General features: G+C 71.7%; 20 protein-coding genes and 3 tRNA genes. 4 read left to right on the top strand and 19 right to left on the bottom strand.

The window, feature by feature from the left end; translation table 11 throughout:
- Window positions 1–61: 61 nt before the first annotated feature.
- The 3 genes from fusA to rpsL all read right to left on the bottom strand — a co-directional run bounded on the left by fusA (window position 62) and on the right by rpsL (window position 3,107).
- Complete coding sequence (gene fusA / locus BLS21_RS02840) at window positions 62–2,161, bottom strand: elongation factor G (RefSeq protein ID WP_091213423.1); 2,100 nt, start codon at window positions 2,159–2,161, stop codon at window positions 62–64.
- Window positions 2,162–2,260: 99 nt separating this feature from the next.
- A complete protein-coding gene (gene rpsG, locus BLS21_RS02845) occupies window positions 2,261–2,731 on the bottom strand; it encodes a 30S ribosomal protein S7 (protein ID WP_091213426.1) in 471 nt (156 codons plus the stop codon).
- A gap of 1 nt (window position 2,732) precedes the next feature.
- Window positions 2,733–3,107, bottom strand: a complete 375-nt coding sequence (gene rpsL, locus BLS21_RS02850; protein ID WP_012950487.1) for a 30S ribosomal protein S12 — start codon at window positions 3,105–3,107, stop codon at window positions 2,733–2,735.
- Window positions 3,108–3,639: 532 nt separating this feature from the next.
- On the opposite strand from rpsL, the gene BLS21_RS02855 reads away from it, so the two are divergent.
- The 3 genes from BLS21_RS02855 (at window position 3,640) to BLS21_RS02865 (ending at window position 6,125) form a co-directional block, all read left to right on the top strand.
- Entirely contained in the window at window positions 3,640–4,611 is a 972-nt protein-coding gene (locus BLS21_RS02855) for a hypothetical protein (protein WP_091213429.1), read from the top strand.
- Between the two features lie 145 nt (window positions 4,612–4,756).
- Window positions 4,757–4,972, top strand: a complete 216-nt coding sequence (locus tag BLS21_RS02860; protein ID WP_072919054.1) for a hypothetical protein — start codon at window positions 4,757–4,759, stop codon at window positions 4,970–4,972.
- Window positions 4,973–5,081: 109 nt separating this feature from the next.
- Entirely contained in the window at window positions 5,082–6,125 is a 1,044-nt protein-coding gene (locus BLS21_RS02865; RefSeq protein WP_091213831.1) for an LLM class F420-dependent oxidoreductase, read from the top strand.
- 257 nt (window positions 6,126–6,382) lie between these two features.
- Here the strand turns inward: BLS21_RS02865 and BLS21_RS02870 are convergent, their stop codons facing one another.
- The 9 genes from BLS21_RS02870 to BLS21_RS02910 form a co-directional block, all read right to left on the bottom strand.
- Window positions 6,383–10,288 carry a DNA-directed RNA polymerase subunit beta' gene (locus BLS21_RS02870; protein ID WP_091213433.1) on the bottom strand — a complete coding sequence of 1,302 codons (3,906 nt, stop codon included), beginning with the start codon at window positions 10,286–10,288 and terminating at the stop codon, window positions 6,383–6,385.
- A gap of 100 nt (window positions 10,289–10,388) precedes the next feature.
- Entirely contained in the window at window positions 10,389–13,898 is a 3,510-nt protein-coding gene (gene rpoB / locus BLS21_RS02875) for a DNA-directed RNA polymerase subunit beta (RefSeq protein WP_091213436.1), read from the bottom strand.
- Window positions 13,899–14,449: 551 nt separating this feature from the next.
- Window positions 14,450–14,842, bottom strand: a complete 393-nt coding sequence (rplL, locus tag BLS21_RS02880) for a 50S ribosomal protein L7/L12 (RefSeq protein WP_091213438.1) — start codon at window positions 14,840–14,842, stop codon at window positions 14,450–14,452.
- Between the two features lie 17 nt (window positions 14,843–14,859).
- The gene (gene rplJ / locus BLS21_RS02885; protein ID WP_091213441.1) at window positions 14,860–15,462 is read right to left on the bottom strand and encodes a 50S ribosomal protein L10; all 603 of its coding nucleotides are present in this window, start codon (window positions 15,460–15,462) and stop codon (window positions 14,860–14,862) included.
- 388 nt (window positions 15,463–15,850) lie between these two features.
- On the bottom strand, window positions 15,851–16,570 hold the full coding sequence (rplA, locus tag BLS21_RS02890) for a 50S ribosomal protein L1 (RefSeq protein ID WP_091213443.1): 720 nt from the start codon (window positions 16,568–16,570) through the stop codon (window positions 15,851–15,853).
- 134 nt (window positions 16,571–16,704) lie between these two features.
- Entirely contained in the window at window positions 16,705–17,136 is a 432-nt protein-coding gene (rplK, locus tag BLS21_RS02895; RefSeq protein ID WP_091213447.1) for a 50S ribosomal protein L11, read from the bottom strand.
- Between the two features lie 95 nt (window positions 17,137–17,231).
- Window positions 17,232–18,134 (bottom strand): transcription termination/antitermination protein NusG, encoded by a 903-nt coding sequence (gene nusG, locus BLS21_RS02900; protein WP_217635943.1) that lies wholly within the window; start codon window positions 18,132–18,134, stop codon window positions 17,232–17,234.
- A 39-nt stretch (window positions 18,135–18,173) separates the two neighbouring features.
- Window positions 18,174–18,710, bottom strand: coding sequence for a preprotein translocase subunit SecE (gene secE, locus BLS21_RS02905; RefSeq protein WP_175479372.1), 537 nt, complete (start codon window positions 18,708–18,710; stop codon window positions 18,174–18,176).
- Window positions 18,711–18,819: 109 nt separating this feature from the next.
- Window positions 18,820–18,892 (bottom strand) — tRNA-Trp (locus BLS21_RS02910).
- A gap of 286 nt (window positions 18,893–19,178) precedes the next feature.
- Between BLS21_RS02910 and BLS21_RS02915 the strand changes: the two genes are divergently transcribed.
- Window positions 19,179–20,435 (top strand): pyridoxal phosphate-dependent aminotransferase, encoded by a 1,257-nt coding sequence (locus BLS21_RS02915; RefSeq protein ID WP_091213452.1) that lies wholly within the window; start codon window positions 19,179–19,181, stop codon window positions 20,433–20,435.
- A 16-nt stretch (window positions 20,436–20,451) separates the two neighbouring features.
- Here BLS21_RS02915 and BLS21_RS02920 read toward each other — a convergent pair whose 3' ends face one another.
- From BLS21_RS02920 to BLS21_RS02950, 7 genes are all read right to left on the bottom strand, one after another.
- Complete coding sequence (locus BLS21_RS02920; RefSeq protein ID WP_245699979.1) at window positions 20,452–21,861, bottom strand: gluzincin family metallopeptidase; 1,410 nt, start codon at window positions 21,859–21,861, stop codon at window positions 20,452–20,454.
- Window positions 21,858–22,286 (bottom strand): MaoC family dehydratase, encoded by a 429-nt coding sequence (locus BLS21_RS02925; protein ID WP_091213455.1) that lies wholly within the window; start codon window positions 22,284–22,286, stop codon window positions 21,858–21,860. Before BLS21_RS02925 ends, BLS21_RS02920 begins: the two co-directional genes overlap by 4 nt.
- 52 nt (window positions 22,287–22,338) lie before the next feature.
- Entirely contained in the window at window positions 22,339–22,785 is a 447-nt protein-coding gene (locus BLS21_RS02930; protein WP_091213458.1) for a MaoC family dehydratase N-terminal domain-containing protein, read from the bottom strand.
- A 64-nt stretch (window positions 22,786–22,849) separates the two neighbouring features.
- Window positions 22,850–23,014: a 50S ribosomal protein L33 gene (rpmG, locus tag BLS21_RS02935; protein ID WP_091156778.1), complete on the bottom strand. Its 165-nt coding sequence runs from the start codon at window positions 23,012–23,014 to the stop codon at window positions 22,850–22,852.
- 111 nt (window positions 23,015–23,125) lie between these two features.
- Window positions 23,126–23,199: transfer RNA gene (locus BLS21_RS02940), tRNA-Met, on the bottom strand.
- A gap of 60 nt (window positions 23,200–23,259) precedes the next feature.
- A tRNA-Thr gene (locus tag BLS21_RS02945) sits at window positions 23,260–23,332 on the bottom strand.
- A 68-nt stretch (window positions 23,333–23,400) separates the two neighbouring features.
- The gene (locus tag BLS21_RS02950) at window positions 23,401–25,944 is read right to left on the bottom strand and encodes a putative bifunctional diguanylate cyclase/phosphodiesterase (RefSeq protein WP_245699981.1); all 2,544 of its coding nucleotides are present in this window, start codon (window positions 25,942–25,944) and stop codon (window positions 23,401–23,403) included.
- Window positions 25,945–26,543: the final 599 nt, after the last annotated feature.

The raw sequence follows: 26,543 nt of genomic DNA on the forward strand, positions 1-26,543 counted from the left end.
GTGCGCGAACTCTGGGGTGGGCTTGCTGGGGGCCGGGCGGGGACGCACCCCGCCCGGCGGGTCACTCGCCGGTCGCCTTGGCGATGATCTCCTTGGCGACGTTGGCCGGGACCTCGGCGTACGAGTCGAACACCATGGTGTAGCTCGCCCGCCCCTGGGTGCGGCTGCGCAGGTCGCCCACGTAGCCGAACATCTCCGAGAGCGGGACCAGGGCCCGGACGACGCGGGCGCCGGAGCGCTCCTCCATCGCCTGGATCATCCCGCGCCGGGAGTTCAGGTCGCCGATGACGTCACCCATGTAGTCCTCGGGCGTGACGACCTCGACGGCCATCATCGGCTCGAGCAGGGCCGGGCTGGCCTTGCGGGCGGCCTCCTTGAAGACCATCGAGCCGGCGATCTTGAAGGCCATCTCCGAGGAGTCGACCTCGTGGTACTGGCCGTCCACCAGGGTGGCCTTGACGCCCACGACGGGGTAGCCGGCGAGGATGCCGTACTGCATGGCGTCCTGGATGCCCTGGTCGACCGAGGGGATGTACTCCCTCGGGACGCGACCACCGGTGACGGCGTTCTCGAACTCGTAGGTCGCCGAGTCGCCGCTGATCTCGAGCGGCTCCAGGGTGACCTGGACCTTCGCGAACTGACCCGACCCACCGGTCTGCTTCTTGTGGGTGTAGTCGTACTTCTCGACGGCCTTGCGGATCGTCTCGCGGTAGGCGACCTGCGGCTTGCCGACGTTCGCCTCGACCTTGAACTCGCGCCGCATGCGGTCGACGAGGATCTCCAGGTGCAGCTCGCCCATGCCGGAGATGACCGTCTGGCCGGTCTCCTCGTCGAGGCGGACCTGGAAGGTCGGGTCCTCCTCGGCCAGCTTCTGGATGGCCGTGCCCAGCTTCTCCTGGTCGCTCTTGGTCTTCGGCTCGATGGCGACCGAGATGACCGGCGCGGGGAAGGTCATCGACTCCAGGATGACCGGGTTCTGCGGGTCGCAGAGCGTGTCACCCGTGGTGGTCTGCTTCAGGCCGACGACCGCGACGATCTGGCCGGCGCCCACGCCCTCGCGCTCCTCGCGCTTGTTGGCGTGCATCTGGTAGATCTTGCCGATCCGCTCCTTGCGGTCCTTGGTGCTGTTGAGCACCGGGGACCCGGAGGAGAGCTTCCCGGAGTACACGCGGACGTAGGTCAGCTTGCCGAGGTGCTGGTCGGTCTGGATCTTGAAGGCCAGCGCCGAGAACGGCTCGCTCTCGTCGGCGTGCCGGATGACCTCGGTCTCGCCGTCCAGCGCGGTGCCGACGATCGCCTCGATGTCCAGCGGGCTGGGCAGGTAGTCGACGACCGCGTCGAGCAGCGGCTGGACGCCCTTGTTCTTGAAGGCGGTGCCGGTGAGGACCGGGTTGACCTGCGCGGCGATGGTCGCCTTGCGGATCGCGGCCTTCAGGCGCTCGACGGAGATCTCCTCGCCGCCGAGGTAGGCCTCCATCAGCTCGTCGTCGGTCTCGGCGACGGTCTCGAGCAGCTTCTCGCGGTACTCGGCGGCCTGGTCGGCAAGGTCGGCCGGGATCTCCTCGACCGAGTAGTCCTCACCCATGGCGGTCTCGCCGCGCCAGGTCAGCGCACGCATAGCCACCAGGTCCACGACGCCGATGAAGTCGGCCTCGGCACCGATGGGCAGCTGCAGCACCAGCGGGTTGGCGCCCAGCCGCTCGACCATCATGTCGACGCAGCGGAAGAAGTTCGCGCCCGTGCGGTCGAGCTTGTTGACGAAGCACATGCGCGGGACGCCGTACTTCTCGGCCTGCCGCCAGACCTGCTCGGTCTGCGGCTCCACACCGGCGACACCGTCGTAGACCGCGACGGCACCGTCGAGCACCCGCAGCGACCGCTCCACCTCGACGGTGAAGTCGACGTGCCCGGGGGTGTCGATGATGTTGATGTCGTAGCCGTTCCAGGAGCACTTCGTCGCGGCGGACGTGATGGTGATGCCGCGCTCCTGCTCCTGCTCCATCCAGTCCATCGTGGCCGCGCCGTCGTGGACCTCACCGATCTTGTAGTTGATACCGGTGTAGAAGAGGATGCGCTCGGTCGTCGTGGTCTTGCCGGCGTCGATGTGCGCCATGATCCCGATGTTGCGGGTCTTGGCGAGGGTGGCCTTGCTGTCGGCCATCTGTCTCTCCTCTTTGGATCGGGTCCGCGTGCGGCGTCCGGGTGGTGGCCCGGAACACCCGCCGGCCGCGGGGGCTGGCAGAGCCAGCCGGTGTGGCACTTACCAGCGGTAGTGCGCGAAGGCCTTGTTGGACTCGGCCATCTTGTGGGTGTCCTCGCGACGCTTGACCGCGGCTCCCAGACCGTTGCTCGCGTCGAGCAGCTCGTTCATCAGGCGCTCGGTCATCGTCTTCTCGCGACGGGCCCGGCTGTACTGGATCAGCCAGCGCAGGCCGAGGGTGGTGCTGCGCGAGGCGCGGACCTCGACCGGGACCTGGTAGGTCGCACCACCGACGCGGCGGCTGCGGACCTCGAGGGCCGGCTTGACGTTGTCCAGCGCGCGCTTGAGCGTGACCACCGGGTCGGTGTCGGTCTTGGCGCGGCAGCCCTCGAGGGCGCCGTAGACGATCGCCTCGGCGACCGAGCGCTTGCCGTCGACGAGCACCTTGTTGACCAGCTGGGTCACCAGCGGCGACTGGTACACCGGGTCGGCGACCAGCGGGCGGCGCGGTGCGGGGCCCTTGCGCGGCATGTCAGCTCTTCTCCTTCTTCGCGCCGTACCGGCTGCGAGCCTGCTTGCGGTTGCGGACACCCTGGGTGTCGAGCGAGCCGCGGATGATCTTGTAGCGCACGCCGGGCAGGTCCTTCACGCGACCGCCGCGCACGAGCACCATCGAGTGCTCCTGCAGGTTGTGGCCGACGCCCGGGATGTAGGCGGTCACCTCGATGCCACTGGTGAGGCGGACGCGAGCGACCTTGCGCAGCGCCGAGTTCGGCTTCTTCGGCGTCGTCGTGTACACGCGGGTGCACACCCCACGACGCTGAGGGGAGCCCTTCAGCGCCGGGGTCTTGGTCTTCTCGACCTTGTCCTCGCGGCCCTTGCGGACCAGCTGGTTGATCGTGGGCATGGGTGGCCTGGATCTCCTACCTGCGCTGGGTCGTGCTGTGGACGGTGCTTCGCTGTGCCGGGTGCCGGTCCTGCCGGGGTCGTACCCACCTCCGGCCGTGGTGCACCACCGGTCCCCGCGGTCGGGCGTGTCGCCCTTCCCAGGACCGGCCGGCGGTTGGAACCGGATCGGTCGCCCCCCGCGACTCGGCGCCACCACCTGTCGGCAGGCGCACCGCGAACGGGAGCAGGCCCAGGGCACCCTGGGCACGGCTGACCACGATACCCGCGTGCCGGAGACCGGTCAAAGCCGGGTCCGTCACGGCTCGGCGGGCAGGGTCGAGCCCTCTCCACCGGGGTACGCGGGGTCAACGCCGTCTGGTGACCTGGTGTTCCCGGGGCGGACCCGGCGCGCGCCGGGGTGGCGCGACTGTAGCGGGTCGGGCCCGTTCGCGGGCTCGTCGCCGGACCGACACCCCGGCCGTCCAGGACTGTCGTACCCCGGCCCTACGGTCGGTGCCAGGACGCCCACCCAGCGCAATCGGAGGATCCCCGTGCACGTCGACCTCGCCCGCGAGCTGAAGGCCCACCTGTCGGCCCGGCTGGCCCGTTCCGGCGGGACGGTGACGGCCAGCGACGCCGGTGGACAGCCGTGGGCGCGCCCGGCCCTGGGGTTGGCGCCCGTCGGCCCGGGCCAGGCGCACCTGGCCATCCGGCTGGCGGCGAAGGAGGACGCCGACGTCCTCCTGTCCGGTCTGGACGACGCGGTGCTCGCCGAGGTCGACGTCCGCGTCATCGGCACCGTCCGGGCGCTGACCGCCCCGACGCCGGAGGAGCTCCAGCGGCGCACCCGGCCGCTCGTCCCCGGCCTGTCGGTGGCCCACCCGACGGTCACGGCCGGGACGCTCGGGGGCTTCGTCCGGGTGGGCGGGCGGCTGGCGATCCTGTCCAACAACCACGTGCTGGCCGCCGGCGACGCCGCCGCGGTGGGCGACCCGGTGCTGCAGCCCGGCCCGGCCGACGGCGGGGACCCGACGACCGACCGGGTGGCCACCCTGACGGCCTTCGAGCGGTTCACCGCCGACCGGGCCAACCGGGTGGACGCGGCGGTGGCCGTCGTCGACGCCGAGGTGCCGCTGGAGCCGAGCCGGCTCCCCGGCGGACCGCTGGGGGTCGACCCCGTCGAGGTGGACGACGTCGAGCCCGACGAGCAGGTGGAGAAGGTCGGGCGCACCACCGGGTACACGATCGGGAGGGTCAGCGCCGTGGAGGTCGACGGCGTGGCCGTGCAGTACGACCAGGGTCTCTACACCTTCGACGACCAGATCGAGGTCGACGGGGTCGCGGGCGCCTTCAGCGCCGGCGGCGACAGCGGCTCGGTGATCTGGCGCAGCGCCGACCGCGCGCCTCTCGGCCTGCTCTTCGCGGGCAGCGAGACGGGCGGGCGCACCGGTGGCGGGGTCACCTTCGCCAACCCCCTGGCCACCGTGCTGTCGGTCCTGGACCTCCAGTGGGTCGCCTCCTGACCTGACGACCCCGCAGGGTGCCGCCGCGAGCCTGCGAGCGGTGGGGACGGAGGCCCGCTGCAGGGGCCCGCCGCGAGCCTGCGAGCGGCGGGCGGCAGGGGTCCTTCCACTGTTCTCCGGCCACCCGACAGGGCACCATGGGTGCATGACCGACCGCGCGTCCGCCCGAGCCGCCAAGAGCGCCCTCAGTCACCGCCTGGCGGCCGACCCGGGCGTCGTCGGTGTCGGGCTGGCCCGGCGGGACAGCGGCTACGTCGTGAAGGTGGACCTGGCCGACGCGCACGCCGCCGAGCGGGTGCCCGGGGACGTCGACGGCGTCCGTGTGGTGACCGAGGTCGTCGGGGTCGTCCGGCCGCTCTGAAAGAGGACCCCCCTCCCCACCCCTCACGAGCTCGGGGCGGCGCCCCGCAGAGGGCCGATAGCGTGCACCGGGGCGCCGACGAGGGCGCCGCGGGACGACGGGAGTGGACGTGCGCATCGGCATCCAGGCCAGCTACAGCGGGGGGTTCCGCGAGACCGCCGCGGAGATCCGCGAGCTCGAGTCGGCGGGGCTCGACCTCGCGACCGTCGCCGAGGTCTACACCTTCGACGCCGTCAGCCAGCTGGGCTACCTGGCCGCGGTGACCGGGCGCGTCGAGTTGATGAGCGGGATCTTCCCGATCTACAGCCGCACCCCGGCCCTGACCGCCATGACGGCCGCGGGGCTGGACTTCGTGTCCGGCGGCCGCTTCACCCTCGGGCTGGGCGCCTCCGGGCCCCAGGTGATCGAGGGCTGGCACGGCGTCCCCTACGACGCCCCGCTGCAGCGCACCCGTGAGGTCGTGGAGATCTGCCGGCAGGTGTGGCGGCGGGAGCGGCTGGTCCACGAGGGCCCCAAGTACACGATCCCGCTGCCGGCCGAGCAGGGCACCGGCCTGGGCAAGCCGCTCAAGCTCATCAACACCCCGGTGCGCGACCGGATCCCGGTCATGCTGGCGGCCCTCGGCCCCAAGAACGTCGAGCTGGCCGCCGAGATCGCCGAGGCGTGGGAGCCGATCTTCTTCATGCCGGAGCGGGCGGGCGCCGTCTGGGGGGACTCGCTGGCCGCCGGGAAGGCCAAGCGGGACCCGGCCCTGGGCGACCTGCAGATCGTCGTGGGCGTTGCGGTCGCCATCGGGGACGACGTCGACCCGATGCTGGAGCAGGTGCGCCCCCAGCTGGCCCTCTACATCGGCGGCATGGGCGCCCGCGGCAAGAACTTCTACAACGACCTCGCCCGGCGCTACGGCTACGAGGACGAGGCCCGCACCATCCAGGACCTCTACCTCGACGGCAGGAAGGACGAGGCGGCCGCCGCCGTCCCCGAGGAGCTGGTGCGGGCGGTCTCCCTCGTCGGCCCGGAGTCCTACGTCGCCGAGCGGGTGGCCGCCTTCCGCGAGGCGGGGGTGACCACGCTCGTGCTGCAGCCCCTCGACGGCAGCCCCGAGGGTCGGCTCCGCACCGTCGAGACCATGCGCACGATCGCCGACCGCTGAGGACAGCTGGTTCCGTCACGTGACGGAGGAGCGCCGGCGGCGAGAGGTCGCCGTCCTGGCCCACTCCCCCGGTTCCGGGCTCACGACTGGTGCTGAGCCCGGAACCGGGAGGATCAGCTGAGCCGATCACCGAGAGCACCGGACAGCGCAGAGGGCCCCGCAGGTCTCGTCGACCTGCGGGGCCCTCCGCTACGTGCTGGGTCGGCCTCCCTCAGGGGCCCGCCGCGAGCTCGCGAGCGGTGCGGGGAGGTCCTCCATCAGCCCCGCCAGTCGTACTCCTCCAGGCGCACGGCCTCGCCGCTGCCCTGACCGAAGACGTCGGGGCTGTAGTACTGCCCGTCGTCGTACCCGGCCATCGTGTAGACGGCGGCGCGGGCCTCCTCGGTCGGCTCGACCGTGATGTTCCGGTAGCGGCTGATGCCGGTACCGGCCGGGATCAGCTTCCCGATGATCACGTTCTCCTTCAGGCCGAGCAGGCTGTCGCTCTTGCCCTGGATCGCGGCGTCGGTGAGCACCTTGGTCGTCTCCTGGAAGGAGGCGGCCGACAGCCACGACTCGGTCGCGAGCGAGGCCTTGGTGATGCCCATGAGCACCGGGCGGGCCGAGGCCGGCTCGCCGCCCTCGGCGACGACCCGACGGTTCTCGGTCTCGAACAGCGTCCGCTCGACCAGCGCACCGGGCAGGAACTCCGTCGCGCCCGAGTCGATGATGGTCACCCGCTTCAGCATCTGCCGGATGATCACCTCGATGTGCTTGTCGTGGATCGACACACCCTGCGACCGGTAGACCTCCTGGACCTCGCGGACCAGGTGCAGCTGCACCTCGCGCGGGCCCATGATCCGCAGCACCTCGTGCGGGTCGACCGCACCCTCGGTGAGCTGCTCGCCGACCTCGACGTGGCCGCCGTCCTCGACCCGCAGCCGCGAGCGACGCGACAGCTTGTCGTAGACGACCTCGTCGGAGCCGTCGTCCGGGGTGATGGTGAGCTTGCGGAACTGCTCGCCGTCCTCGATGCGGACGGTGCCGGCCAGCTCGGCGATCGGGGCCTTGCCCTTGGGGACGCGGGCCTCGAAGAGCTCCACCACGCGCGGCAGACCGTGGGTGATGTCCTCACCCGCGACACCACCGGTGTGGAAGGTGCGCATCGTCAGCTGGGTGCCGGGCTCACCGATCGACTGGGCGGCGATGATGCCGACCGCCTCGCCGACGTCCACGAGCTTGCCGGTCGCCAGCGAGCGGCCGTAGCAGGTGGCGCAGGTGCCGAGCAGCGACTCGCAGGTCAGGACGCAGCGGACCTTGACCTCCGAGACACCGGCGTCGACCAGCTGGCTGATCAGGACGTCGCCGAGGTCGGACCCGGCCTGGGCGATCAGCGTGCCGTCCTCGGCCGTCACGTCGGCGGCCAGGGCGCGGGCGTAGACGCTGGTCTCCGCGTGCGGGTCACGGGTGAGCACGCCGTCCACCGAGGTGGCGATCGGCATGATCACGCCGCGGTCGGTGCCGCAGTCCTCCTCGCGGATGATGACGTCCTGCGAGACGTCGACCAGCCGGCGGGTGAGGTACCCGGAGTCCGCGGTCCGCAGCGCGGTGTCGGCCAGACCCTTGCGGGCACCGTGCGTGGAGATGAAGTACTCCAGCACGGACAGACCCTCCCGGAAGTTGGCCTTGATCGGCCGCGGGATGATCTCGCCCTTCGGGTTGGCGACCAGACCACGCATACCGGCGATCTGGCTGATCTGCATCATGTTGCCTCGGGCGCCCGAGTTGACCATGACCCAGACCGGGTTGGTGGTCGGGAAGTTGTCCACCATCGCCTGGCTGACCTCGGCCCGCGCGCGGGTCCAGATCTCGATCAGCTCGCCACGACGCTCGGCGTCGGTGATGACACCGCGCTCGTACTGGCGCTCGATCTGCCGGGCCTCGTTCTCGTGCCGGTCGAGGATCTCCTGCTTGGCCGGCGGGGTCACCACGTCGTCGATGGCGATCGTGACGCCCGAGCGGGTGGCCCAGCGGAAGCCGGCCGACTTCAGGGCGTCCAGCGTCGCCGCGACCTGCACCTTGGGGTAGCGCTCGGCGAGGTCGTTGACGATCGCCCCGAGCTCCTTCTTCGGCACCTGGTAGTTGACGAAGCGGTAGCCCTCGGGCAGGGCCTCGTTGAACAGCACCCGGCCCAGGCTGGTCTCGACCAGCGCCGGCGCACCCGGGGTCCAGTCCTCGGGCTGCTCCCACGCGGGGTTGACCTTGCCGTTGTCGACGCCGAACACCTCGTCGAGGCGGATCAGCGCCCGCTCCTGCAGACCCAGCGCACCCTTGTCGAAGGCCATGATCGCCTCGGCGGTGGAGCCGTAGGCCGCCGGCGTGCCGCCGTCGGCCTCGTGCCGGCTCGGCACCAGGGTGGTCAGGTGGTACAGGCCCAGCACCATGTCCTGGGTCGGCGCGGTGATCGGGCGACCGTCGGCCGGCGACAGGATGTTGTTGGACGACAGCATCAGGATCCGGGCCTCGGCCTGCGCCTCGGCCGACAGCGGCAGGTGCACCGCCATCTGGTCACCGTCGAAGTCCGCGTTGAACGCGGTGCAGACGAGCGGGTGGATCTGGATGGCCTTGCCCTCGACCAGCTGCGGCTCGAAGGCCTGGATGCCCAGGCGGTGCAGCGTCGGCGCCCGGTTCAGCAGCACCGGGTGCTCGGTGATGACCTCCTCGAGCACGTCCCACACGACCGGTCGCGCCCGCTCCACCATCCGCTTGGCGGACTTGATGTTCTGCGCGTGGTTGAGGTCGACCAGCCGCTTCATGACGAAGGGCTTGAACAGCTCCAGCGCCATCTGCTTGGGCAGGCCGCACTGGTGCAGCTTCAGCTGCGGGCCGACGACGATGACCGAACGGCCGGAGTAGTCGACGCGCTTGCCGAGCAGGTTCTGGCGGAACCGGCCCTGCTTGCCCTTGAGCAGGTCGGACAGCGACTTGAGCGGGCGGTTGCCCGGGCCGGTGACCGGCCGGCCGCGGCGGCCGTTGTCGAACAGCGCGTCCACGGACTCCTGCAGCATCCGCTTCTCGTTGTTCACGATGATCTCGGGCGCGCCGAGGTCGAGCAGCCGCTTGAGCCGGTTGTTCCGGTTGATGACCCGGCGGTACAGGTCGTTCATGTCGCTGGTGGCGAAGCGGCCACCGTCGAGCTGCACCATCGGGCGCAGGTCCGGCGGGATGACCGGCACGCAGTCGAGCACCATGCCCATGGGCGAGTTGCGCGTCTGCTGGAACGCCGCGACGACCTTGAGCCGCTTGAGGGCCCGCAGCTTGCGCTGGCCCTTGCCGCTGCGGATGGTCTCGCGCAGCGAGGTGGCCTCGGCGTCGAGGTCGAAGTCGGCGAGCAGCTTCTGCAGCGCCGCGGCACCCATGCCGCCCTCGAAGTACTCACCGAAGCGGTCGCGCAGCTCGCGGTAGAGGCCCTCGTCGGCGATGAGCTGCTTGACCTCCAGCTTGCGGAAGGTGTCGAGCACCTCCTCGAGGCGGTCGATCTCCCGCTGGGCGCGGTCGCGCAGCTGGCGCATCTCGCGCTCGCCGCCCTCGCGCACCTTACGGCGGACGTCGGACTTGGCGCCCTCGGCCTCGAGCTCGGCGAGGTCTGCCTCCAGCTTCTGCTGGCGGGCCTCCACGTCGGCGTCGCGGCGGTTCTCGAGGTTGTGCTTCTCCGCGCTGATCTCGGCTTCGATGGTGGGGAGGTCGCGGTGGCGCGTCTCGTCGTCGACCGAGGTGATCAGGTAGGCGGCGAAGTAGATGATCTTTTCGAGGTCCTTGGGCGCCAGGTCGAGCAGGTAGCCCAGGCGCGAGGGGACGCCCTTGAAGAACCAGATGTGGGTGACCGGCGCGGCCAGCTCGATGTGGCCCATCCGCTCACGGCGCACCTTGGCGCGGGTCACCTCGACGCCGCAGCGCTCGCAGATGATGCCCTTGAAGCGGACGCGCTTGTACTTGCCGCAGTAGCACTCCCAGTCCCGCGTGGGACCGAAGATCTTCTCGCAGAAGAGACCGTCCTTCTCCGGACGCAGCGTCCGGTAGTTGATGGTCTCGGGCTTCTTCACCTCACCGTGCGACCACTGACGGATGTCGTCACCACTGGCCAGACCGATGCGGAGCTCGTCGAAGAAGTTGACGTCGAGCACTGAGTGGACCCCTTTCCCGGGGACTCGTTACTGCACTTCTTGCTGATGGTCTTGGTTGGCGCCGGCCGGCCCCTGGTCAGCGGGGCCGGCCGGCGGCCGATCACACGTCTTCGACGGACGACGGCTCGCGGCGGGACAGGTCGATGCCCAGCTCCTCCGCGGCCCGGAAGACCTCGTCGTCGGTGTCGCGCAGCTCGATCGCCTGGCCGTCGCCGGAGAGGACCTCCACGTTCAGGCAGAGCGACTGCAGCTCCTTGAGCAACACCTTGAACGACTCCGGGATGCCCGGCTCGGGGATGTTCTCGCCCTTGACGATCGCCTCGTACACCTTGACGCGGCCGAGGATGTCGTCGGACTTGATGGTCAGCAGCTCCTGCAGCGCGTAGGCCGCGCCGTAGGCCTGCATCGCCCAGCACTCCATCTCACCGAAGCGCTGGCCACCGAACTGCGCCTTACCACCCAGCGGCTGCTGCGTGATCATCGAGTAGGGGCCGGTCGACCGGGCGTGGATCTTGTCGTCGACCAGGTGCAGCAGCTTCAGGATGTAGACGTAGCCGACCGAGATCGCCTCGGGGAAGGGCTCCCCGGAGCGGCCGTCGAACAGCCGCGCCTTGCCGGTGGGCTGCACCATCCGGTTGCCGTCGCGGTTCGGGATCGTCGAGCTGAGCAGGCCGACGATCTCCTCCTCGCGGGCGCCGTCGAACACCGGGGTCGCCGTCCGGGTGCCCGGTGCGGCGGCACGCGCGGCCTCCGGCAGGTTGGCCGCCCACTCCGGGGTGCCCTCGACCTGCCAGCCGGACTTGGCGACCCACCCGAGGTGGGTCTCCAGGACCTGGCCGACGTTCATCCGGCCCGGGACGCCCAGCGGGTTCAGCACGATGTCCACCGGGGTGCCGTCCTCGAGGAACGGCATGTCCTCCTGCGGCAGGATCTTCGCGATGACGCCCTTGTTGCCGTGGCGGCCGGCGAGCTTGTCACCGTCGGAGATCTTGCGCATCTGGGCGACGTAGACCCGGATCAGCTCGTTGACGCCGGCGGGCAGCTCGTCGCCGTCCTCGCGCGAGAACACGCGGACGCCGATGACCTTGCCGGACTCACCGTGCTTGACCTTGAGGCTGGTGTCGCGGACCTCGCGGGCCTTCTCACCGAAGATCGCCCGCAGCAGCCGCTCCTCGGGGGTCAGCTCGGTCTCGCCCTTCGGCGTCACCTTGCCGACGAGGATGTCGCCGGGGACGACCTCGGCGCCGATGCGGATGATGCCGCGCTCGTCGAGGTCGGCGAGGACCTCCTCGGAGACGTTCGGGATGTCCCGGGTGATCTCCTCGGCACCGAGCTTGGTGTCACGCGCGTCGACCTCGAACTCCTCGATGTGGATCGAGGACAGGACGTCGTCCTGCACGAGGCGCTGCGACAGGATGATCGCGTCCTCGTAGTTGTGGCCCTCCCACGGCATGAAGGCGACGAGCAGGTTCTTGCCCAGCGCCATCTCGCCCTCGTCGGTGCACGGCCCGTCGGCGATGACCTGGCCGACCTCGACCCGCTGGCCCTCGTCGACGACGGGGGTCTGGTTGATCGAGGTGCCCTGGTTCGAGCGGCGGAACTTCAGCAGCCGGTAGGTCTGCCGGGTGCCGTCGTCGGCCATGACGGTGATGTAGTCGGCGGTGGAGTCCTCGACCACACCGGCCTTCTCGGCCACGACCACGTCGCCGGCGTCGACGGCGGCCCGCAGCTCCATGCCGGTGCCGACCAGCGGCGCCTCGCTGCGCAGCAGCGGGACGGCCTGACGCTGCATGTTGGCGCCCATGAGCGCGCGGTTGGCGTCGTCGTGCTCGAGGAACGGGATCATCGCCGTCGCGACCGAGGTCATCTGCCGCGGCGAGACGTCCATGTAGTCGACGCTCTCCGGCGCGAGGTAGTCGACCTCGCCGCCCTTGGTGCGGACCAGGACGCGGTCCTCGGCGAACCGGCCCTGGGCGTCCAGCGGCGAGTTGGCCTGGGCGACGACGAAGCGGTCCTCCTCGTCGGCGGTCAGGTAGTCGATCGTGTCGGTGACGACGCCGTTCTGGACCCGGCGGTACGGGGTCTCGATGAAGCCGAAGGCGTTCACCCGGCCGTACGCCGACAGCGAGCCGATCAGGCCGATGTTCGGACCCTCGGGGGTCTCGATCGGGCACATCCGGCCGTAGTGGCTCGGGTGCACGTCGCGGACCTCCATGCCGGCCCGCTCACGGGACAGACCACCCGGGCCCAGCGCCGACAGGCGGCGCTTGTGGGTCAGGCCCGCGAGGGGGTTGGTCTGGTCCATGAACTGGGACAGCTGGCTGGTGCCGAAGAACTCCTTGATGGAGGCGACGACCGGCCGGATGTTGATCAGGGTCTGCGGCGTGATCGCCTCGACGTCCTGCGTCGTCATCCGCTCGCGGACGACGCGCTCCATGCGGGAGAGGCCGACCCGGACCTGGTTCTGGATGAGCTCGCCGACGGTGCGCAGCCGCCGGTTGCCGAAGTGGTCGATGTCGTCGACGCCGTGGTCGGGCTCGCCCGCGTGCAGGCGCACCACGTACTCGATGGTGGCGACGATGTCGTCCTCGGTCAGCGTCAGCGTGCCCTGGGGGACGTCGACGCCGAGCTTCTTGTTGACCTTGTAGCGGCCGACCTTGGCCAGGTCGTAGCGCTTGGCGTTGAAGAACAGGTTCTCCAGCAGCGCCTGGGCGCTCTCCCGCGTCGGCGGCTCGCCCGGCCGCAGCTTGCGGTAGATGTCCAGCAGCGCCTCGTCCTGCCCGGCGATGTGGTCCTTCTCGAGGGTGGCGAGCACCGTGGGCGACCACTGGAAGTGCTCGCGGATGCGGTCCTCGGTCCAGCCCAGCGCCTTGAGCAGCACGGTGACCGGCTGGCGGCGCTTGCGGTCGATGCGGACGCCGACGGTGTCGCGCTTGTCGACGTCGAACTCCAGCCACGCACCGCGGCTGGGGATGACCTTGGCGCTGAAGACGTCCTTGTCGGAGGTCTTGTCCAGGGTCTTGTCGAAGTAGACGCCCGGGCTGCGGACCAGCTGCGAGACGACGACGCGCTCGGTCCCGTTGATGACGAAGGTGCCCTTGTTCGTCATGATCGGGAAGTCGCCCATGAACACCGTCTGGCTCTTGATCTCGCCGGTGGTGTTGTTCATGAACTCGGCGGTGACGAACAGCGGCGCCGCGTAGGTCATGTCCTTGTCCTTGCACTCCTCGAGGGACGCCTTGACGTCCTCGAAGCGCGGGTTGGAGAAGGACAGCGACATCGAGCCGCTGAAGTCCTCGATCGGGGAGATCTCCTCGAGGATCTCGGCCAGGCCGCCGACGGCGTCGGCCTGCTCCTCCGGGGAGAGGGTGGCCCGCCACTCGGGGCTGCCGATCAGCCAGTCGAACGAGGCGGTCTGCAGGGCCAGGAGGTCCGGCACCTCGAGCGGCTCGGAGATCTTGGCGAACGAGACGCGCAGCGGCGCGCCCGGGATCTTCTGCTGGTCGGCCTCACCGGTGCGGGGGCCGGTCTGGGGGGCCTGCGACTGCTGGCCGTAGGGCCCGGAGTCGGTCGTGCGAGGGTTGATGCTGGTGGGGCGAGAGCCTGCCAAGATGCGTCCTTCCAAGGACCTCACGACGTGCGGGCGGTGGGTGCTGGTTCGTCCTGGGTCGTCGTCGGTAATGGCGGGGCTGTCCGCGTTCGTCCTGCCCGGACGGTCGATGGGCATCCGGAGGACGGGTTCCCCCGGGCACCCCAGGCGACCCGTCTCGGCGGGCAAGCAGTCAGGGGGCAGCGCAACAGAGAACCTTACCCCTGCTGGAGCAGGCTGTCCACGTCGGGGGTCCGCGCGCGAGGGGGACCACACCCGGCAGGGGCAGCCGGCCAGCGGGGCCGGGTCGGGCCGTCGTCGACGGCTCGCCCATGATGCCAGTCCCGGGGCGGCCGTGGGGCCGCCACGCCCGGGATGATCCCGGGAAAGACCCCGAGCAGGACCCCGTCCGGCCCCGGCGGCGGGCCGCGGCCCCGCCGTCCGCACCGATGTCCTCCGCACCGGAGCTGGGGTCCGGCGCACGGACGACGCAGGGGCCGCCCTCCGGGTGGAGGACGGCCCCTGCGGGTCGTGCGGGGTGGTGCATCACCCGGCGAGCGCCGGGTGCCGGGTCACTTGACGGTGACGGTGGCGCCGGCGCCCTCGAGAGCGGCCCGGGCCTTCTCGGCGGCGTCCTTGTCGACCTTCTCCAGGATCGGCTTCGGCGCGCCGTCGACCAGGTCCTTGGCCTCCTTGAGGCCGAGCGAGGTCAGGCCGCGCACCTCCTTGATGACCTGGATCTTCTTGTCGCCGGCGCTCTCGAGGATGACGTCGAACTCGTCCTGCTCCTCGGCGGCCGGGGCGCCGCCGTCGCCGGCACCGGCGGCCGGGGCGGCCGCGACGGCGACCGGAGCAGCGGCGGTGACCTCGAAGGTCTCCTCGAACTGCTTCACGAAGTCGGACAGCTCGAGCAGCGTCATCTCCTTGAACGCGTCGAGCAGCTCCGCGGTGGACAGCTTGGCCATGATCTCTCCTTCTGGGGTCAGTCGGTGCTGGCCGCAGCGTCCGCGGCGTCAGCGGTGTCGGTGGTGGTGTCAGCAGCAGCGGTGTCGACCGCGGAGTCGGCGCCCTCGGCGGGCTTCTTCTCCTGCAGCGCGGCGGCCAGCCGGGCGACCTGGGACAGCGGGGCCTGGAACAGGCCCGCGGCCTTGCTGAGGTTGCCCATCATGGCGCCGGCCAGCTTGGCCAGCAGGACCTCGCGCGGCTCGACGTCGGCGAGGGCGGTGACCTCGGCCGGGCCGACCGTGCGGCCCTCGACCACGCCGCCCTTGACGACGAGCAGCGGGTTGGTGCGCGCGAAGTCACGGATGGCCTTGGCCGCGGTGACCGGGTCGCCCTCGATGAAGGCGATCGCGGTCGGGCCGTTGAGCAGCGGCGCCAGGTCGGCGTGGCCGACCTGCTCCGCGGCCCGCTTCGTCAGGGTGTTCTTGACGACGGCGTAGCTGCTGCCCTCACCGAGGGAACGGCGCAGCTGGGTCAGCTGGGCCACGGTCAGCCCGCGGTACTCCGTGAGCACCGCTGCGCTGGACGACTGGAACCGCTCGGTGATCTCGTCGATCACCGCGGCCTTCGCCTGCGTGGGCATGGGCCTCCTCTCGTCTGTCGGGCCGACCACCGGCCGGTGCACGACGGCGGGCGATCAACCGGGCCCGGAGACGAGGAACGCCCCGGCGCAGGCGCACGGGGCGAAGAACGCGGGCACACGGCGCCGCGCCGATCGAACCGTCCTCCTGCGCGGGCCGCCCGGAGTCCGGGACCTTCGATCGCACGCGGACGTGCGACGACCAGCGGTCGTGGGGGGAACGGGCCCAGCATACATCCGGTCGAGTCGACGCCGCCGTCCTCACCCGGACGCGGCCGGGGCAGCCACCCCGGGTGCCCGCAACGCACGAGGGCCCCGCCGCGCGGTGCGCGGCGGGGCCCTCGGGACCGTCCGTGGGTGGCTCCCTCGCAGGGGGCGAGGGGGTCCTTGCTCAGGCGGTGGGCTCGTCCACCGTCAGGTTGCGGGTGCGGTTGGGGTCGACCGGGATGCCCGGGCCCATGGTGGTGGAGATGGTGACCTTCTTCACGTACCGGCCCTTGGCAGCCGCCGGCTTGGCGCGGAGCACCTCGTCGAGGGCCGCGGCGTAGTTCTCCACCAGCTTGGTCTCGTCGAACGAGGCCTTGCCGATCACCAGGTGCAGGTTGGCCTGCTTGTCGACGCGGAAGTTGATCTTCCCGCCCTTGATGTCGTTGACCGCCTTGGTGACGTCGGGGGTCACCGTGCCGGTCTTCGGGTTCGGCATCAGGCCGCGCGGGCCGAGGATGCGCGCGATCCGGCCGACCTTGGCCATCTGGTCCGGGGTGGCGATCGCGGCGTCGAAGTCCAGGAAGCCGCCCTGGATGCGCTCGATCAGGTCGTCGGAGCCGACGACGTCGGCGCCGGCGGCCTCGGCCTCGGCGGCCTTGTCACCGGTCGCGAAGACGATGACGCGGGCGGTCTTGCCGGTGCCGTGCGGCAGGTTCACCGTGCCGCGGACCATCTGGTCGGCCTTGCGCGGGTCGACGCCCAGGCGCATGGCCACCTCGACGGTGGCGTCGTAGGCCGTCGGCGACGTCTCCTTGGCCAGGGTGGCCGCCTGCAGCGGGGTGTAGAGGTTCTCGCGGTCGACCTTCGCCGCGACCTCGCGGTACTTCTTGCCGTGCTTCGCCATGGTGGTTCCCCTCCCCCAGCACCTCGGCCGGGAGTCGTGTGGTGCACGGGCCTGGCGGGGCCCTCCCACTGGTGCTCGAGCGGGTCCCTCGTGGGACCCGCTGGTGGAACGCCGCCGGAGCCCGGCGGCTTCCCTCAGCCCTGGACGGTGATGCCCATCGACCGGGCGGTGCCGGCGATGATCTTCTCCGCCTCGTCGAGGGAGTTGGCGTTCAGGTCCTGCATCTTGGTCTGCGCGATCTCGCGGACCTGGTCCCGCGTCACGGTGGCGACCTTGGTCTTGTGCGGCTCGCCGGAGCCCTTCTCCACGCCGGCCGCCTTGAGCAGCATGCGGGCCGCGGGCGGGGTCTTGGTGACGAAGGTGAACGAGCGGTCCTCGTAGACCGAGATCTCGACCGGGATCACGTTGCCGCGCTGCGACTCCGTGGCGGCGTTGTACGCCTTGCAGAACTCCATGATGTTGACGCCGTGCTGGCCCAGCGCCGGACCGACGGGCGGCGCGGGGGTGGCCGCACCGGCGTTGATCTGGAGCTTGATGACCGCGGTCAACCGCTTCCTGGGGGGCATGACTTCCTTCTGTCTCCTCGTGGACGAGTCGGTGCGGTTCGGCCCTCGCTGCAGGGGCCCGCCGCGAGCGTGCGAGCGGTGGGGGCAGCGAGGTCCTACAGCTTCTGGACCTGGTTGAACGACAGCTCGACCGGCGTCTCGCGGCCGAAGATGGAGACCAGCACCTGCAGCTTCTGCTGCTCGGCGTTGATCTCGTTGATCGTGGCCGGGAGGGTGGCGAACGGGCCGTCCATGACGGTGACCGACTCGCCGACCTCGAAGTCGACGACGGTGGTCGGGGCGGCCGTGGTGGCGGTGCTCGTCGTTTCCGCCGCCTTGGTCGTCTGCGGGCCGGCCGCGGGGGCGAGCAGGCTGACGACCTCGTCGATGCTCAGCGGCGAGGGGCGTGACGTCGCCCCGACGAAGCCGGTGACGCCGGGGGTGTTGCGCACCGCGCCCCAGGACTCGTCGTTGAGGTCCATGCGGACGAGGAGGTAGCCGGGCAGCTTCTTCCGGTTGACCTGGGTGCGCTTGCCGTTCTTGATCTCGGTGACCTCCTCGGTGGGCACCTCGATCTGGAAGATGTAGTCCTCCATGTCCAGCGACTGGATGCGCGACTCCAGGTTGGTCTTCACCTTGTTCTCGTAGCCGGCGTACGAGTGGATGACGTACCAGTCGCCGAACTGGCCGCGCAGCACCTTGCGCATCGCCTCGGCCGGGTCGGCCTCCTCGTCGTCCTCGGTCTGGTCGCCCAGCCCGTCGAGGTCGGAGGACTCCGCCGGAGCGGCCAGCGGGTCGGTGGTCAGGCTGTCGGGGTCACCGCTCTCCACGTCGGGCGCCACGTCGGCCACGCCGGTGAGGGCGTCCTGGTCGGCGGTGTCGACGGAGCCCTCGGCAGCCCCGGTCTCGCCGGCGCCGGTCTCGACGTCCGCGGTGCCGCGCACGTCGAAGCGGGCGTCGTCGAGGTCGGTGGCCGGGACGGCGCTGTCGGTCTCGAAGGGCTCGCGGGGGTCGGTCACGGTGTCTCTTCCTTGTCGGTGGTGCAGGCGCGGGTGGGCTCAGCCGAAGACGGCGAGCACGCCCTGGGCGAAGAGGAGGTCCAGGCCGGCCACCAGCGCGACGATGAAGGCCACGAAGACGATGACGACGGTCGTGTAGGTGATCAGCTCCCGGCGCCCCGGCCAGATGACCTTGCGGAGCTCGGCGACGACCTCGCGGAGGAACCGGCGGATGCTGCGCCGCTGCCGCGCCTCGGCGGCGCGGTCACGCTCGGCGGCGGCCCGCGACCGGGTCGGACCGCTCTCGGCGGGTCGCGACGGCGTGCGCTCGCGGGCGGCCCGGCGGGAGCGGGGGGCCGGCTCGTCGTCCTCGTCGTCCCCGGCGGTGATCCGGCCGCCGCGGCGGGCACCGGTCTGCCGCGCCGCCACGACCTTGTCCTCGTCGCTCTCGGCCTCGGCGGCGACCTCGGCCTCGGCGGCCTCCAGCTCGGCGGCGTCGGCCACGCCCGGCGCCTCGCGGTCGAGCTGCTCGTCGGTCAGCTCGGCGTCGGAGGCGGCGCGGGGGTCGCCCTCGCGTGCCGGCTTCTCGTCGCTCACTGCGCCTCGCTCGCCTCGCTGGTGGTGGCCGTTGTCCTCGGGCCGACGGTCGGTGGTCGTGCTGTCGTGCGGGTCGTGCACGTCGCCGCCGGGGAGCCGGCGGCACGGGCAGGGGTGACAGGACTTGAACCTGCAGCCTGCGGTTTTGGAGACCGCTGCTCTGCCAATTGAGCTACACCCCTTGGAGGACCCCGCCCTCCCCACCCCTCGCGAGCTCAGGGTGGGACCCGGGACGGGGCCGCCCGGGACCGCGTGACCCGCTCCGCGCGGCACCGTTCCCCGCGAGGGGTTCCGGGGCACGCCGGTGGCGGGGTCAGTGGCCCCAGGGCAGCCAGTGTACGGGACCGCGGAGGACGCCGACCAACGTGCCGGGCGGGGACTCCTGACGCGTCGGGCGGAAGGGGCGCCGGCGGGGTCGCGCCGGGATCGGAGGCGACCGCGCACACCGGCCTCCGACATGATGGGGCCATGACCGCCGTCTCCCCCTCGGAGTCCGCTGCCCCGTCCCCCGGGCCATCGCCCGCCGACCGGCGCATCTCCCGCCGCATCGCCGCGATCGCCGAGTCGGCGACGCTGGCGGTGGACGCCAAGGCCAAGGCGCTCAAGGCCGCGGGCAAGCCGGTGATCGGCTTCGGCGCCGGCGAGCCGGACTTCCCCACGCCGGACTACATCGTCGAGGCCGCCGTCGCTGCCTGCCGCCAGCCGGCGATGCACCGCTACACCCCCGCGGGCGGGCTGCCGGCGCTCAAGGAGGCGATCGTCGCCAAGACCGCGCGCGACTCGGGGCTGCAGGTCACCCCGGCGAACGTGCTGGTGACCAACGGCGGCAAGCAGGCCGTGTACGAGGCCTTCGCCACGATGCTCGACCCGGGCGACGAGGTGCTGCTGCCCGCGCCGTACTGGACCACCTACCCCGAGGCGATCGCCCTGGCCGGGGGCGTGCCGGTGCCGGTCGTGGCCGACGAGGAGAGCGGCTACCTGGTGTCGGTGGCCCAGCTCGAGGCCGCCCGGACGCCGCGCACCAAGGTCCTGCTGTTCTGCTCGCCGTCCAACCCGACCGGCGCGGTGTACCCGCCGGAGCTGGTCGAGGAGATCGGCCGCTGGGCGTACGAGCACGGGCTGTGGGTGCTCACCGACGAGATCTACGAGCACCTCACCTACGACGGCGCGACGGCGCCGTCGATGCCGGTCGTCGTCCCGGAGCTCGCCGACCGCTGCGTCGTCGTCAACGGGGTCGCCAAGACCTACGCGATGACCGGCTGGCGGGTGGGCTGGGTCGTCGGGCCCGCCGACGTCGTCAAGGCCGCCACGAACCTGCAGTCGCACGCCACCTCGAACGTGGCCAACGTGTCGCAGGCGGCCGCGGTCGCCGCGCTGACCGGTGACCTGTCGGCCGCGGCCACGATGCGGGAGGCCTTCGACCGGCGGCGGCGCACGATCGTGTCGATGCTGCGCGAGATCCCCGGGGTGGCCTGCCCCGAGCCGCGCGGCGCCTTCTACGTCTACCCGTCGGTCAAGGCCCTGCTGGGCCGGCCGATCGCCGGCCGGATGGCGGCGGACAGCGTGCAGCTGGCCGAGATCGTCCTCGAGGAGGCGGAGGTCGCCGTCGTCCCCGGGGAGGCCTTCGGCACACCGGGCTACCTGCGGATGTCCTACGCCCTCGGCGACGACGACCTGGTCGAGGGCGTGACCCGGATGCAGCGACTGCTCGGCTCGGCCGGCTGAGCAGGACGAGGCCCTCCTACTCGTCGAGGGCGCCTGCCTCGGTGAGGACGTCGAGCGCCGCGGGCAGGTCCTCCAGCGCTCGTGCGACGTCGTCCGGCGTGGCGATCGTCCACGCGTTGGCGTCGACGTAGCAGCGCAGGGCGGCGTCGAACGCCTCGGCGCCCGCGGCCTCGCGGGCGGTCACGAGCGCGGCGCCGCCCTTGCCGTACACCCGGCGGAGGTACTCCGCGGCGCTGTCGAACTGGTCCATCGCGGCGCCCACCTCACCGGGCGTGCCCAGCGCCCCCGCCGCGGCCTCCTCGGACACCGGGAAGGTGACGGACTCGGCGTAGGTGGCGAACGCCTCGTCCAGCCACGGATCGCGGAACTGGGAGTCGCCGACCATCCCGTAGAACCACATGTGCGCGACCTCGTGGAGCAGCACGCGCCGGTCGGCGCCGGCCAGCAGGATCGAGCTCGGGTACTCGATGCCGCCCCCCTCGATCGGCAGCAGCGGCACGGTGAGCGTGGCGTACGGGAAGGGGCCGAAGCGGGTCTCGAGCTGGTCGATCGCGGCGAGGGTCCACGCGGTGAGCTCCCGGGCCGGGACGTCCGCGCCCGGCAGCACGCCGGTCGTGACCTCGACCCCGCCCCCGCCGGTGGCGCTCGCGGTGTCGAACTCCCCCACGGCGACGCTCACGTCCCGGGCGACCGGCTCGACCGAGGTCCAGGTGCGCCGGCCGTCCTGCGGCGCGGCGGGTGCGGCCTGGTCGCCGGTCATGAGCACGGTGAGCGCCTCGGGGACCGAGACCCGGACGGTCGTCTCGGCGACGGGGCTCGTCGCGGTCTCGCCCGGGAGGCCGACGAACGGGTCGCGGGCCCAGCCGACACCGGGCTGCCAGGCCAGCAGCGGCGCGCCGCTGGCCCACCAGGAGACGCCGTCGGCCGCGCCCACCCGCTCGAAGTCGCCCTCCCCGAGGGTGAGCGTGAAGTCCAGGGCCACCTCGGTCGCCTCCCCGGCAGGGAGCTCCCCGTCCAGCCGGACGACGAACAGGCCACCCGGGCCGTCGGCCCCGGCCTCCTCGTAGCCACTGCCGGCGACGTCGTCCCCGCGCGCGGCGTCGACGACCAGGCGGTTGCCGGCCGCGGCCGGCCCGGGCCCGTTGGGGACCAGCCGGAAGACCAGCTCGTCGGTGGGCAGGTCGGGGGTGAAGACGACGGTCTCGGTGCCGGTGACCGTGCGCAGGCCGTCGTCCAGCCGGAGGTCCAGCTCGACGACCGGCCGGTCGGGGTCGGGCTCGGCGCGCTGTGCGCAGTCCTCCTCGGCCGGCGTGGTGGCGGGCGGCGGGACCGACCGCTCGGCGGCGAGGGTGTCGACGAAGGATGCTCCGCAGCCGGGGAGCAGCAGGACGGCACCGAGCGCGAGCAGGGGCCGCCGCGCGGTCACGCCAGCTGGACGGTGGCGCGGGCCAGCGAGAGCACCTTCTCGCCGCCGCTGGTGACGGTCAGGTCGACGCGGGCGCGGCCGTCCTCGCCCAGGGCGCCGACCTTGCCGCGGACGGTCACCCGGGCACCGGTGCCGTCGTCGGGGACGACGACCGGCCGACCGAACCGCACGTGGTACTCGACCAGCGCGCCCGGGTCGCCGGCCCAGGCGGTGACCGCGCGCGCGGCCAGCGCCATGGTGAGCATCCCGTGCGCGATGACGCCGGGCAGGCCGACCTCGGTGGCCACCCGCTCGTTCCAGTGGATGGGGTTGAAGTCACCGGAGGCGCCGGCGTAGCGGACGAGGTCGGCCCGCGTGACGGGATAGGTCTGCTCGGGCAGCTCGGTGCCGACGGCGACGTCGGCGGCCCGCACCGTGGCGGTCACCGTGCCCTCCCTTCGCTCCCGCCCGGCGGAGCCGGCGGTGCTGCGGAGTCGCTCACGCGGTCCCCCGGGCGACGAGCATCGAGGTGGCCGCGCAGACCGGCTCGCCGTCCTCCGTGGCGACGTCCACGCGGGTGGTGAGCAGGTCGTTGCCGCCGACGCTGCGCACGGCCTCGATGACGGGCGTGGCGACGAGACGGTCACCGGCGCGGATGGGCCGGTGGTGGGTGAAGCGCTGCTCGCCCTGGACGACGCGGCTGTAGTCGAGTGCGACGTCGGGGTCCTCGACGACGACACCGGCCGCCGAGAGCGTCAGGGCGATGGCGAAGGTGGGCGGGGCGATCACGTCGGGGTACCCGGCCGCGCGGGCGGCCTCGGGGTCCCGGTGCACCGGGTCGGCCGCACCGATGGCGTCGGCGAACTCGGCGATCTTCTGCCGGCCGACCTCGTAGACGGCGGAGGGCGGGTAGCTGCGCCCGACCAGTGCCGGATCGAGCGCCATGCTCCCGCCCTCCCTCTCGACGACGCGCTGGCTCAGCACGTCCCTGCGGTGGCTCGAGACCGCGTCAGCGGGTCTCGCGGTGCACGGTGTGCTTGCGGTCCTTGGGGCAGAACTTCTTCAGCTCGAGCCGGTCGGGGTCGTTCCGCCGGTTCTTGCGCGTGATGTAGTTCCGGCTCTTGCACTCCTGGCAGGCCAGGGTGATCTTCGGACGGATGTCGGTGGCTGCCACGGGGCGCTCCTCGCCTTGTCGGGACCGGGCCGGGCCCGGGACGCGCGAGCGGGTGCCCGCACGGTGCTGCAACACGCCGACGGACCCCGGGTGAGCGGGGTCCGTCGAGAGTAGCGGTGACCGGATTTGAACCGGTGACACAGCGATTATGAGCCGCTTGCTCTGCCTGGCTGAGCTACACCGCCGGACGTGACCGTGCGACCCGGTCTCGGCAACCGGGCCGAGCGGCCACTGTGTTGTTCCAGAGCCCCTTTACGGAATCGAACCGTAGACCTTCTCCTTACCATGGAGACGCTCTGCCGACTGAGCTAAAGGGGCGGGCTTCGAGCCGTCAGGAACTCTACCTGACGCCTCGAGGGGTCTGTCGCAGGGGGGTCCCGGCGTGCTCAGGAGCGCACGAACAGGCGCCGGTGCGGCGTGCCGGGGACAGCGGAGCGCACGCCGGTGCGGGCCAGGATCCAGCTCTCCAGCCGCTGGTCGGGCAGCGGCCGGCTGACCAGGAAGCCCTGCAGCTTGTCGCAGCCCATCTCGGCCAGCAGGTTGCGCGTCAGCTCGTCCTCGACGCCCTCGGCGACGACCCGCAGGCCCAGGTTGTGCGCCAGCTCGATGATCGAGCGGGCGATGAACGACTCGCCCTGGCTGGTGGCCATCCCCAGCACGAAGGACTTGTCGATCTTCACCTCGTCGATGGGCAGCTGGCGCAGCTGGGACAGCGAGGAGTAGCCGGTGCCGAAGTCGTCCATGGACAGCCGCAGGCCCAGGGCGTGCAGGTCGGCCAGGACGGTGCCGCTGCGCACCGAGTCGTCGACGACGCTGCCCTCGGTGAGCTCCAGGATCAGCAGCTCGCCGGGGACGGCGTGGCGGCGCAGGGCGCGCCGCACCCGGTCGACCAGGTCGGGCTCGGTGAGGCAGCGGGCCGAGAGGTTGACCGCCACCGACAGCGCGATGTCCTGGTCCAGCCACCTCCGGCAGCGGGCCAGCGCCAGGTCGAGCACGTAGTCGGTCAGGAGGCCGATCCGGCCGATCTGCTCGGCCAGGTGGATGAACTCGTCGGGCGCGATCGACCCGTAGCGCGGGTGCGCCCAGCGCACCAGGGTCTCCACCGAGACGATGTCGGAGGTGCGGGCGTCGATGATCGGCTGGAAGACGACGCTGATGTCGCCGTCGGCCATGGCCTGCTCGAGCTCGGTGCCCAGCTGCAGTCGGCGCAGGCTCTGCTGGTCGAGCACCGGGTGGTAGCTGGCCACGCCGCTCTTGCCGGCGCCGGCGAGCAGGGCGACGTCGGCCCGTTGCATGAGCGTGCCGGCGTCCGTGCCGTGCACCGGCGCGGCGGCGACGCCGATGGTCAGCGTCACCTCGAGGTCCAGGCCGGCGACCCGGGCGCGGGTCGAGGTCGCCTCACGCAGCCGGCGCGCGGCCCGCTCGGTCGCCGGCAGCGACAGCCCGGGCAGCAGGACGGCGAACTGCTCGCCCTCCATGCGGGCCAGGAGCGCCTGCGGCGGCGCGTGCTCCCGCAGCAGGCCGGCGGTGACCAGCAGCAGCTCGTCGCTGGCCGCGTGGCCGAGCGTGTCGGTGACCTCGGCGTAGTTGTCCAGCGAGGCGAGGATGAGGCCTGCCCGCCCGGCGACCGGGTCCTCGGCGAGCAGCTGGTCGATCTCGGCCGCGAGCCGCTGCCGGTTGGGCAGGCCGGTGAGCCGGTCGTGGTCGGCGTCGTAGCGGATCTGGGTCAGCAGCTGCTGCTGCCGGATCGCGGCGTTGACGTGCGTGAGCATCGACTCCAGGGCCGCCCGGTCCCCGTCGCCGAACGTGACGACGTCGTTCCGTCGGTCGCAGACCTCGAGATAGCCCGGTTCTCCTGCAGCGGTGGTCACCGGCGCGGCGAGGACCTCCTCGGCACCCCGCCTGGACAGGGCAGCCACCTCGGCCTCCGTGGCCCGGGCGAGCGAGGTCAGGACCGGGCCGCCGCCATGGGTCCCCTCGGTGGCCCGCCGGCGGAAGAGGTCGTCGGGGTCACCGGGGCCGTCGTACCAGGCACGGCCGTCCTCCGCCGCGACGAGCAACCGCGGCTCCTCGTCCAGGTACGGCGGCAGCCACAGGGCCACGCGGTCGGCGTTGAGCAGCTCCTTGACGGCTTCGACGATCTGCCGGGTCCCGTCCGGCTGGGAGCTGACCTGCTCCACACGCCGGGCGAACTCGTAGACCCGCTCGAGGATCTGGCTCTCGCGCGTGACCGCGCCGAACCGGCGGTACAGGAGGGCCAGGGTGAGCACGAGGGGCAGGATGAGGAGCCACGACCACGGGGTGACGTGGACCAGGAGCAGCAGGGCGAGGCCCACGACGACGGCCATGGGACTGACCAGGACGACGGGGATGAGCAGACTGGCCCAGAGGGCCCGCCCGGGGTAGCCCTGCGTGAGCGTGATGGCGGCCGCGAGGCACAGCGCGCCGACCACGTTCGCCGCGAAGATGGCCACCAGGTAGAAGAGCCAGGTCGCGGGCGAGGAGATCGCCCCCACGGGCACGAGGTCGAGGACCACGACGGCCACGCAGGCCTCGAGGACGGACATGCCGACGTTGAAGGTGCCCTTGGCAGCCGGGTAGTGCTGCGCGACCAGGACGGCACCCACAGCGGCCCCTCGCGCCAGAGCCGCCCACGTCCCGCCGATCTCGACGAGCGCCACCACGAGGGCGAGCTCGCTCGCGGACCATGCGACGCCCTGTCCGCGGAACTCGAACTGGACGCTGAACACCTCGGCGGCCACCATGCCGGCGAAGACCAGGACGAAGAGGCGGAGATCGAAGGCCTCGGTGTGGTGCGGCACTATCGTCGCCACGGCGATCAGCGCAACAGCGACCACGGCGGCGGCGGCGAACCAGGGGTTCCGCAACGCCGACACCCGGATCGCCTTGCGGACCTCAGCATTCGCCACTGATGACCTGCGTTCGTAGGGGCTGGACAAACAGGCCGAGGCTAGCAGCGGCAGAGCCCGGATCCAGCTCTCCTCACCCGGCCGAGGGGGGTGGCCCCAGCGGCCACCCCCTCCGGGCCGCGCAGCTCAGCTCTGCGCGTCGCGGTTCCAGCGACCGCCGCGGTTCCACCGGCCACCCCGGTTCCACCGGCCACCCCGGTTCCACCGGCCACCGCGCTGCACGTCGTTGCTCATGACGCCTCCTCAGGCATGAAGGACTGCTCGAAAATGCGGGCAGACATCCAGGCGCGGGGGCAGAGCGTCATTCGGTACGGACCGCGCCGGAGAGATTGCTGCCCGTCACCCATTGGAGGCAAGCACCGTTACTCATCCCGACACAACCAGGTGTCATGCCGTCACACACTGTGGCGACATGTGACCCTGTGTACCTCGATCGGGGTACACGTGGGCCTCCTGCGCCAGCAGGGAAAGGAGGGTCGGCCGGAGCCCGGGCCCGTCGGCGTGTCGCGGTGGGTCCACAGACCCGGGCGCGGCCTACCGGCGTTCCCCCGATCGGGTCCACAGCCCTCCACAGCGCCGTCCACAGCTCGTGGACAGGT

It is taken from the genome of Geodermatophilus siccatus, assembly GCF_900103785.1.
GTDB lineage: Bacteria > Actinomycetota > Actinomycetes > Mycobacteriales > Geodermatophilaceae > Geodermatophilus > Geodermatophilus siccatus.